Origin of the sequence: Corallococcus sp. 4LFB, assembly GCF_046520365.1 — a bacterium.
Classification (GTDB): Bacteria; Myxococcota; Myxococcia; order Myxococcales; family Myxococcaceae; genus Corallococcus; species Corallococcus caeni.
In genome coordinates, this window is sequence record NZ_JBKGHJ010000302.1 from 1 (window position 1) to 10,666 (window position 10,666).

Here is a 10,666-nt window from a genome sequence, read left to right on the forward strand (position 1 = left end):
AGTGGTGCGTGATGCCCACGCCCTTGGGCGTGCCCGTGGAGCCCGACGTGTAGAGCACGTAAGCCAGCTGCTCCGGCCGCACGGCGACGTCCTCGGAAGAGGGCGCCGGTTCCTGACCGGGCTCCTCCGTGTCCGGCCCCAGGCACACCGTGGGCAGGGAATGCGCGGGGAGCGCATCCAGCAGCTCCCGCTGGCCCACCACCGCGGAGACACCCGCGTCCTCGAACATGAACGCGAGGCGGGAGCGCGGATAGCCGGGTCCATGGGCACGTAGCAGCCGCCCGCCTCCAGGATGCCGAGCATCCCCACCACCAGCTCCAGCCCCCGCTCCACGCACAGCGCGACCCGGGCCTCGGGCCGGAGCCCGCAGGCCCGCAGGCGCAAGGCCAGCCGCCGCGCCCGCGCCGCCAGCGCCGAGTAGGTGAGCACCTGCCCCTCGTGCTGGACGGCCACCGCGCCGGGAGTCCGCAGGACCTGGGCCGCGAACAGCTCCGGGACGGTGCGGGGCGTCAGCGGACGACGTGTGGCGTTCCAGTCAACGAGCACGCGCTGGCGTTCATCACCGCCGAGCAGCGAATGCTCCCGCACCCCCGCTTCGGGGCGGGCCGTGAGCGCGCCGAGCAGCACCTCGAAGTGCGCCATCATCCGGGCGACGGTGGCGGGGTCGAAGAGGTCGGTGCTGAAGCCGAGGTCCCCGCTGAACGCGCCGTCCCGCTCCTGGAGGCTGAAGTCCAGGTCGAACTTCGCGGTGGTGATGGCCCCGCCGCGCAGCGCCAGGCGCAGGCCGGGGAGGTCCAGCGCTCCCACGGGGGCGTTCTGGAACGTGAACGCCACCTGGAACAGCGGAGCGCGGCTCAGGTCCCGCGCGCCCTGCAGGCCCTCCACCAGCTTCTCGAAGGGGAGGTCCTGGTGGGCATACGCCGCGAGCGTCGTCGCCTTCACCTGGGCCAGCAGCGTCCTGAACGAGTCCCCCGGGTCGATGCGCGCGCGCAGCACCAGCGTGTTGACGAAGAAGCCGATGAGCCCCTCCGCCTCCGCGCGGTTGCGGTTGGCGATGGCGGAGCCCACGAGCACGTCGTCCTGCCCCGAGTAGCGAGCCAGCAGCAGCTGGAAGCCCGCGAGCAGCACCATGAACGGCGTGGCGCCTTCCCGGGCCGCCAGCGCCTTCACCGCGTCGGACACGCCCCTGGTCAGCGACACGGGAAGCGACGCCCCCCGGAACGACTGCGCGGAGGGGCGCGGCCGGTCGGTGGGCAACTCCAACGCGGTGGGCGCGCCATGGAGCTGCCGCCGCCACCAGTCCAGCTCCGCCTGGAGCACGTCCCCCTGGAGCCAGGAGCGCTGCCACACCGCGAAGTCCGCGTACTGGAGGGGCAGGGGCGTCAGCGCCGGAGCCTGACCCGAAGCGAAGGCCCGGTACAGCGAGCCCAGCTCCCGCGCGAAGACCCCGATGGACCAACCGTCGGAGACGATGTGGTGCAGCGTGAGGAGCAGCCAGTGACGCCGTGGATCCAGCCGCAGCAGCACGGCGCGCACGAGGGGCCCCGTGCCCAGGTCGAAGGGCCGCACTGCTTCGGAGGCGGCGTGACGGTGCGCCTCGGCTTCGCGGCGGTCGTCGGGAGTGGCCTCCAGCGAGACGACGGACAGCGTGAGCGTCCCATCGGAGTGGATCCGCTGGACCGGCGAGTCTCCTTCGGACGCGAACGTGGTGCGCAGGACTTCATGGCGCCGCACCAGGGCCTGGAGGGACCGCTCCAGCGCGGGGGCATCCAGCGCTCCGTCGAGCACCAGGATGCCGGGCACGTTGTAGAAGGCGCTGCCGGGCTGGAGTTGATCCAGGAACCACAGCCGCTGCTGCGCGTAGGAGAGCGGCACGGGGCCGGAGCGAGGCACCGCCACGAGCGGCGGAGTGCCAGGGCGGGAGTCGCCCCGCGAGCGCAGCGCCGCCACCCGGACCGCGAGCGTCTCCACCGTGGGAGCGGCGAAGAGGTCGCCCAGCGGCAGCTCCACGCCCAGCGTCGAGCGCACGCGCGACACCACCTGCGTGGCCAGCAGGGAGTGGCCCCCCAGGTCGAAGAAGTCATCGTGGATGCCCACGCGAGCCACGTGCAGCACCTCGGCGAAGAGGGCGGCGAGCTGTTCCTCCACCGCGTCGCGAGGCGCGACGTACCGGTCCGCGGAGGCCACGGGCGCCTCGGGAGCGGGAAGGGCGGAACGGTCCAGCTTGCCGTTGGCGTTGAGGGGCAGGGCGTCCAGCACCACGAAGGCGCTGGGGATCATGTAGTCGGGGAGCCGCTCCTGGAGCGCGGAGCGCGGGGCCTGCCCATCCAGCGACTCGCCAACGACGTAGGCCACCAGCCGCTTGTCTCCGGCGACGTCCTCGCGCACCACGGCCACCGCTTCCCGCACACCCGGCAGGAGGCGCAAGGCGGCCTCGACCTCGCCCGGTTCGATGCGGAAGCCGCGCAGCTTCACCTGGAAGTCGGTGCGCCCCAGGAACTCCAGCGAGCCCTCCGCGCGCCAGCGCGCCCTGTCGCCCGTGCGGTAGAGCCGCGCCCCCGGCGCCGTGCTGAACGGATGGGGCACGAAGCGCTCGGCGGTGAGGGCGGGCTGGTGGAGGTAGCCCCACGCCAGCCCTTCGCCGCCGACGTACAGCTCCCCAGGCATGCCAGGAGGCACCGGCCGCATCGCCGGGTCCAGCACGTAGGCGGTGGAGTGGGGCAGCGGACGCCCGATGGGAACGGAGGTCCCCACCGCGTCGCCCGCGTGCATCGGGTGGGTGGCGGAGAAGGTGGTGTTCTCCGTGGGCCCGTAGCCGTTGATCAGCACCGCGCCCGGAGGCAACCGGGCCAGGTGTTCCCGCACCCGGGACGCCGGGAGCACGTCGCCGCCCGCCAGCACCTGCGCCACGGAGGAGAGGGCCTCCGGTTGGTGCACGGCCATCTGTTCGAAGAGGGCGGCCGTGAGCCACAGCGTGGTGACCTGGTGCTCGGTGAGGACCGCCGCGATGCGCGCGAGGGACAGCTCGCTCGGAGGCGCCAGCACCAGCCGGGCGCCATGCAGCAGCGCTCCCCAGACTTCGAGGGTGGACGCATCGAACGCGGCCGGCGCGAGCTGCAGGACGACCTCCTCCGGGCCGAAGCACATGAAGCCGGTGTCCACCACCAGCCGCAGCACGGCGCGATGCGGAACGCAGACGCCCTTGGGCGTCCCCGTGGAGCCCGAGGTGAAGAGGACATAGGCCAGCCGGTCCCCCTCCGAGCGCTGCTCCGGCACGGCGGTCTGCGGACGTGACGCCACCCGGGCCGCGTCCGCGTCCAGCAGCACCAGCGGCGTCATCAGCGAGGGCAGCTCATCCGCGAGCGCCTCCATCGTGATGACCAGCGCCGCCCCGGACTGCTCCAGCAGGAGGGACTTGCGCTCGGGCGGGGCATGCAGGTCGATGGGGACATAGGCCGCCCCGGCCTTGAGCACGGCCAGCAGCGAAACGATGAGCTCCGCCGAGCGGGGCAACAGCACCGCGATGCGGCTGCCCTCCGCGATGCCCGAAGCGCGCAGGTGGTGCGCGAGCTGGTTCGCCCGGGCCTCCAGCCGCGCATAGGTCAGGCTGCCGGCCTCGGACACGAGCGCCGCCGCGTCCGGCGCCCGCGCGACCTGCTCCGCGAAGCAAGACGGGATGGACTGCGTGGAGAAGTCCCGGACGCTGGCGACCCCGCTCCAGTCCTCCAGCACCTGGCGCCGTGCCTCCGTGGGCATGAGCGGCAGGAGTTCCACCGGAACCTCCAGCTGCGCGGGAAGCGCCTCCAGCAACGTGGCGTAGCCCCGCATCAGCCCCTGGAGGAAGGCCGCGTCGAAGAGGTCGGTGTTGTAGTGGAGGCTCCCGGTGAAGCCCTCCGGCGACTCCTCCAGGATGAGGCTGAAGTCGTACTTCGACGGCGTGAACGACGGAGGCAGCTCGCGCAGCGTGAGGCCCGGCAGCCGCCACTCCGCGGTGGGCGCGTTCTGGAGGGTGAGGGTGACCTGGAAGAGGGGCGAGTGGCTCGGGTCGCGCGCGGGCTGGAGCTCCTCCACCAGCTTCTCGAAGGGAACGTCCTGGTGTTCGAAGGCGCCGAGCGTGGTGGCGCGCACCTGCGCCAGCAGTGTCTGGAACGAAGCGCGCGGGTCGACGCGCGCCCGCAGCACGAGCGTGTTGACGAAGAAGCCGATCAACCCCTCCGTCTCCGCCCGGGTGCGGCCCGCGATCGGAGCGCCCACGCTGACGTCGTCCTGCCCGGCATACCGCGACAGCAGGAGCTGGTACGCGGCCAGCAGCACCATGAACGGCGTGGCGCCGGACTGCCTCGCCACCGCATGAACTCCTTCCATGAGCTTCCGGGGCAGTCGGACCGGAAGCAGGTCCCCCGAGAACGTCTGCGCCGCCGGACGAGGCCGGTCCGTGGGAAGCCTCAAGAGCGGAGGCGCCCCCGTGAGCTGCTCACGCCACCACGCAAGCTGCGCCTTGAGCACATCCCCCTGAAGCCACTGCCGCTGCCAAGCGGCGAAGTCCGCGTACTGGATGGGAAGTGGCGGAAGCGAAGCCTGCGCGCCGGAAGCAGAGGCCCGGTACAGGGCCACCAGCTCGCGCACGAGCACCCCCGTGGACCAGCCGTCCGAAGCGATGTGGTGCGTGAGCACGAGCAGCACGTGCCGCGTCTCCTCCATCCGCACGAGCACCGCGCGGAAGATGGGGCCCCGAGCCAGATCGAAAGGCCGCTGTGCCTGCTCGGAGATGAAGTCCCGCAGCCGGGCCTCGCGCGTGCTCGGTGGCAGCGCGGCCAGGTCCACGAACTCGAACGGGCACGCCGCATCGGCCTCGATGCGCTGAACGGGGCCATGTGCTCCAGCGGCGAACGTGGTGCGCAGCACCTCATGACGCTGGACCAACGCATCCAGGGCCTGCCGCAATGCGGGAACGTGAAGCACGCCTTCGAGCAGGACGCTCCCAGGCAGGTTGTAGGCAACGGAGCCAGGCTGAAGCTGCTCCAGGAACCACAGGCGCTGCTGCGCGAAGGACAGCGCCAGCTCTCCATCCCGGGACACGGGCCGCAGGGGCGGCGTCCGCGAACCCGGGGTCCGCCCCTGGGCCTCATCCAGGACGGACGCCAGGGCCGCGAGCGTGGGCGTCTTGAACACCGAGCGCAGGGGCAGCTCGACCTGCAACGCCGCCCGGATGCGTGAAAGCAGCTGTGTAGCGAGCAGCGAATGGCCGCCCAGCGCGAAGAAGTCGTCATGCACGCCCACGCGCTCCACGCGCAGCAACTCCGCCCACAGCGAAGCCAGCCGCTCCTCCGTGAGCGTGCGCGGCGCCACGTACTCAGGCGCCACGGCCGCGACGACGTCCGGCGCGGGCAGGGCCTTGCGGTCGACCTTGCCGCTGGACGTCAGGGGCAGGGCGTCCAGCGGGACGAAGGCCCCGGGCACCATGTACTCGGGGAGCTTCTCCGCGAGGAACGTCCGAAGGACCTCCGCCTCCGGCACGTCCGCCCCGCCGACGAGGTACGCCACCAGCCGCGTGTCGCTCGCCGTGATGCCGGGCAACGCCACGACGACGGCCTGCCGCACCGTCGGGTGCTGCTCCAGCGCGGCTTCAATCTCCCCCAGCTCGATGCGCAGCCCGCGCACCTTCACCTGGAAGTCGGTGCGGCCCAGGTACTCGATGGCGCCGTCGGGCAGCCACCGGGCGAGGTCCCCCGTGCGGTACAGCCGGGCCCCGGGCGTGTCGCTGTACGCGTCGGGGATGAAGCGCTCCGCGGTCAGGTCCGGCCGGCCCAGGTAGCCACGCCCCACCTGCACGCCTCCGATGAACAGCTCGCCGGGAACCCCCTGGGGCACGGGCCGCAGTGACGCATCCAGCAGCCGGATCCGCGTATTCGCCACCGGATGGCCGATGGGCACGGAGCGGCCCATCGCCCCGCGCACGCACTCATACGCGGTGACCTCCACCGCGGCCTCGGTGGGGCCATAGAGGTTGTGCAGCCGGACCCCGGGTAGCCGCGTCAGGCACCGTTCGGCCAGCTCCAACGCCAGCGCTTCACCGCTGCACACCACCTGGTGCAGCGCCGAGCACCGCTCCAGGCCGGGCGCGTCCAGGAACGCCTGGAGCATGGACGGCACGAAGTGCGTGACGGTGACGCGCTCCCGGGCGATGAGGTCCGCCAGATACTCCGGCTCCTGGTGTCCACCGGGCCGCGCCACCACCAGCCGAGCGCCCGTCATCAGTGGCAGGAAGAACTCCCACACGGACACGTCGAAGCTGAACGGCGTCTTCTGCAACACCGCATCGTCCGGCGACAGCGGCAGCGCCCCCTGCATCCACAGGAGCCGGTTGACGATGCCGGCGTGCGCGTTCATCGCACCCTTCGGCCGCCCCGTGCTCCCGGAGGTGAAGATGACGTACGCCAGGGCGTCCGCGGAGCCCACCGGAGGAAGCTCCGCGGACGGCTGCCGCGCCACCTCCGCCCACTGGGAATCCACCTGGAACACCGGCACGCCGTCACCGGCCGGTAGCCGCGCCGCCAGCCGCTCCTGGAGGAGCACCACGGCGGGCCGGGCATCCTCGAACATCCACGCGAGCCGCCTCGCGGGCAGGGACGGATCCAGGGGAACGTACGCTCCTCCCGCCTTCAACGTCGCGAGCAGCGCCACCACCAGCTCCAGCGACCGCTCCAGCATCAACCCGACGCGAACCTCCGGCCCCACGCCCATCGACCGCAGGTGCCACGCGAGCTGGTTGGCCCGCGCATCCAGCTGCGCATACGTGAGCGCCGTCTCTCCAAATGTGACGGCCACCGCGTCCGGCGTGCGGGCCACCTGCGCTTCCACGAGCTGATGCAGCAGCACCCCACGCGGGTACGCCTCAACGGGCCCGTTCCACGCCTGGAGCACGCGCTGCCGCTCCGCCGCATCCAGCAGGGACAGCTCCGACAGGCGCGCCTCCGGCCGGGAGACGGCGTCCTCCAGCAGGACCCGCAGGTGGCCCATCAGCCGCACCATCGTGGCCGCGTCGAAGAGGGCGGTGCGGTACTCGGCGGTGAGGCGCAGGCCGTCAGCCTGTTCGAAGGCGAAGAGGGTCAGGTCGAACTGCGCGAAGCCGCTGTCCACGAGCTGCGCGTCCAGCGACAACCCCGGCAGCCGCACGGCCGGAAGGGGCGTGTTCTGCAGCACGAACATCACCTGGAAGAACGGCGGCACGTCCAGGTGGCGCGGAGGCTGGAGGACCTCCACCAGCTTCTCGAAGGGCACGTCCTGATGGGCGAAGGCCTCCACCGACGTCGCCTGCACGCGGCTGATGAGCGCGCGGAACGACGGGTCCCCCGCGAGCGACGTGCGCAGCGCGAGCGTGTTGACGAACAACCCGACCAGCGGCTCCAGCTCCGCGCGCGAGCGTCCCGCGACAGGCGTGCCGACCGTGAGGTCGTCCTGGCCGGAGTAGCGCAGGAGCAGCAGCTTGAACCCCGCGAGCAACACGGTGAAGAGGGTGGTGCCCTCCTGTCCCGCCAGGGCCGTGAGCCGCTGGACCAGCGCGCCCGGCAGCATCGCGGACACGGTCGCGCCGCGGCTGTCCGCCTGTCCGGTCCGGGGCCGGTCCGTGGGCAACGACAGCACGGCCCGCGCATCCAGCCGCGCACGCCACACGTCGAGCGCCGCCTCCAGCGCCTCGCCCTTCAACGCCTCGCGCTGCCAAACGGAGAAGTCCCCGTACTGCAACGCCAGCGCGGGCAGCTCGGGTGTTCTCCCTGAAACCAGGGCTTCGTAGAGGACGCCCAGTTCGTGCACCAGCAGGCCCATGGACCAGCCATCGGACACGGTGTGATGCAGCGCGAGCAGCATCAGGTGTTCGGCCGGAGAGACGGCGAACAGCACGGCGCGCAGCAGCGGCCCCTGCTCCAGGTCGAACGGCGCGCGGGCCTCCTCGTGCAGCCGGCGCCAGGCCTCCTCGGAGTCCGCCACCGGCACGACGGGAAGGGGCACGTCCAGCTCGGGCGCGATGCGCTGCCACGGCCGCCCGTCCTGCTCCACGAAGGAGGTGCGCAGCACCGCGTGGCGGCGCGCCACTTCGTTCAGGCTGCCCGCCAGTGAGGGCACGTCGAGCCGTCCCTCCAGGCGCACCGAATAGAGCAGGTTCAACCCGGCCTGCCCTGGCGCCAGCCGCTCCTGGAACCACATGCGCTCCTGACCGAACGACGCCGGGACACGCGACGTGGGGCGGCGCTTCTCGCGCAGCAGTTCCGCCAGCCGCGCGCGCTTCTGCTCAGGGGTGGAAGCCATGGGCCTGCGACTCCTTGGAGGGGGACTCGCGAACGCACGGGAAGGCGGTGTAACGGCTCTCCCGGCTCGCGAGCGCGCGGGATAGTAGACAGTCCCTCCGACACGACCGCAGCGATTTGCGCACGGGGGCCTGGCTGTCAGCCCGCTCGGGCGCGCGGAGGCACGAAGAGGGGAACAGCGCGGGAATTCCGCTCCACGCCCGGTGTCTGGTCACGTGTCTCAGCGGTGTTTCACCGTGGTGGTGGAACGCCCGCGCCTGATGTTTCCACTAGACTTCGGGAATGCCCGAGTCCTCCCTGATCCGCGAAGCCGTGAGCACCGATGCCGCGCGGCTCACGCAGGTACTGCGCGACGCCTTCGAGGAATACCGGGGCCGCCTGGATCCGCCCTCCAGCGCGCACGGCAAGACGGAGGCCGTGGTGAAGCGCGAGCTTTCGGACGGCGGCGCCTTCGTCGCGGAGGCGGACGGCGTCCTCTTCGGCTGCGTGTTCTTCCATCCGAAGGCGGACCACCTGTACCTGGACCGGCTCGCGGTGCTGCCGCCGTATCGGGGGCAAGGCGTGTCACTGCGCCTCATGCAGGCGGTGGAGTCCCGAGCGCGCGAGCTGGGCCAGACGCGGGTGCGACTGTCGGTCCGGCTCGCGCTCACGTCGCACCACGCGTGGTACGCGCGCCAGGGCTACGGCTTCCATTCCCACGGCACGCACGCGGGCTACACGTCGCCCACGTTCCTGGTGCTGGAGAAGGTGCTCTGACTCAGCCCCGAGGGGGCAGGGTGATGCGGCGGCCCTCCCCGTCGCTCAGGAGCGCCGCCTGGAGGACGCGCACCGTCTCGCTCGCGCTCAGGGCCGTCACGGGCACCGGTGCGCCGTGGAGGATGGCGGCGCCGAGTTGCCGGTAGAACTGGCCGTAGTCACCGGGCACGGTGGCGACGGTCTCTCCCGAGGCCAGCAAGCGGCCATGGCGCTCCGGGGGCTCACGGCCGAACTCCGGATGGCCGGGACGCAGGCCCGCTTCGAGCTGGCCCTCCTGCGGATCCAGCGCGGACTTCACGTACGCATCCCGGTCCCCCTGCAACACGAAGCGGGGCCACGGGTCGTGCACCACGGAGCCGCAGTGCAGCACCACGCGCAGCGTGCCGTAGCGCAGCACCAAGTGGAACCAGTCCGTGCCCTGCGCGCCCGGGCGCTGCCGGCCCAGGTCCGCGGACACGGACTCCGGCACGCCGAAGAGCTGCACGGCCTGATCAACGAGGTGCGAGCCCAGGTCCCACAGCGTGCCGCCACCGGGCACGTCCTGCTCCTTCCAGCGCGCCTTCACCTGGGGCCGGAAGCGGTCGAAGTGGCTCTCCACGCTGTAGAGCGTCCCCAGCCGTCCCTGCTCCAGCAGCTGGCGCACGGTGAGGAAGTCGCCGTCCCAGCGCCGGTTGTGGAACACGGTGAGGCACAGGCCCCGCTCGTTCGCGAGCGCGTCCAGCCGAAGCGCTTCGCCCACGTCCAGCGTGAACGGCTTCTCCACGACCACGTGCTTGCCCGCGCGCAGCGCCCGTTCCGCGAGCGACGCATGCAGCTCATTGGGAGTGCACACGACGATTACATCCAGGTCCGGATCCGCCAGCAGCGACTCCACGGTGCCGGTGCGCACGCCCGGCCAGTCGCGAGCCACGGCCTCCGCGCGGCTCGAAGCCACTGCGGCCAGGGTGAACACAGGCTCCGCGGCGATGAGGGGCCCATGGAAGCGCGAGCCGGACAGGCCATAGCCAAGGAGGCCCACCCGCAGCGGGGAGCCAGGGACGCGAGCGGAGGTCATGGGCCGGGAGGGTAGCGGGAAGTGGCCCCGGTGCGGACAGCCATGAGGCCCTGCCCCTGCCGCCTTCCCGACACCGGCGCGACCGACAGGCCGACAGCAGTCGGTCAACCCCTCCTGCGCCCCGAAGCGCTCCACGAAGACGCGCGCATCAAGGGGCGCAACGGTGGGCCAGGACGGCGGGCTTGAGCGGAAGCCAAGGAGGGGCCAAGGGCAGAGGAGCCCTGCCGGGAGCGATGCCCGCCAACTGGTCCGACAGTCGGACCAGTTCGCGCCCCTTCGGGCTCGAGGCCGCCCTGTCCAAGCAGGGGATGAGGGTGGATTGCCCACGCGTCCATGTCAGACCCCTCTGGTTGGATGGGCGAAGCATTGGCGAGAAGGGCGGCGGCGATGGTGCGGGTAGGGCTCGTGGCGTACGTGGAAGAGCAGCTCGAGCGGGACATTTCGCTGGGGCGGCTGCCGAGGAATGGGCGGCTGGCCTCGGAGCGGATGCTGGCTCGCTGGTATGGGGTGAGCCGGGGCACGGTGCGCGAGGCCTTGCGGCGGCTGGCGG

At 71.9% G+C, this 10,666-nt stretch carries 3 protein-coding genes and 1 pseudogene; 2 read left to right on the plus strand and 2 right to left on the minus strand.

Going from position 1 to position 10,666, the window contains the following annotated elements; genetic code table 11:
- Window positions 1-8,307: pseudogene (locus ACLEQD_RS27410) on the minus strand (amino acid adenylation domain-containing protein); the annotation flags it as partial.
- Between the two features lie 281 nt (window positions 8,308-8,588).
- On the opposite strand from ACLEQD_RS27410, the gene ACLEQD_RS27415 reads away from it, so the two are divergent.
- Window positions 8,589-9,062 (plus strand): GNAT family N-acetyltransferase, encoded by a 474-nt coding sequence (locus ACLEQD_RS27415; protein ID WP_410387937.1) that lies wholly within the window; start codon window positions 8,589-8,591, stop codon window positions 9,060-9,062.
- A gap of 1 nt (window position 9,063) precedes the next feature.
- Here the strand turns inward: ACLEQD_RS27415 and ACLEQD_RS27420 are convergent, their stop codons facing one another.
- The gene (locus tag ACLEQD_RS27420) at window positions 9,064-10,080 is read right to left on the minus strand and encodes an oxidoreductase (protein ID WP_410387939.1); all 1,017 of its coding nucleotides are present in this window, start codon (window positions 10,078-10,080) and stop codon (window positions 9,064-9,066) included.
- A gap of 423 nt (window positions 10,081-10,503) precedes the next feature.
- Between ACLEQD_RS27420 and ACLEQD_RS27425 the strand changes: the two genes are divergently transcribed.
- Window positions 10,504-10,666, plus strand: a 163-nt coding sequence (locus ACLEQD_RS27425) for a GntR family transcriptional regulator (RefSeq protein ID WP_410387941.1), incomplete at its 3' end; no start/stop codon positions are given.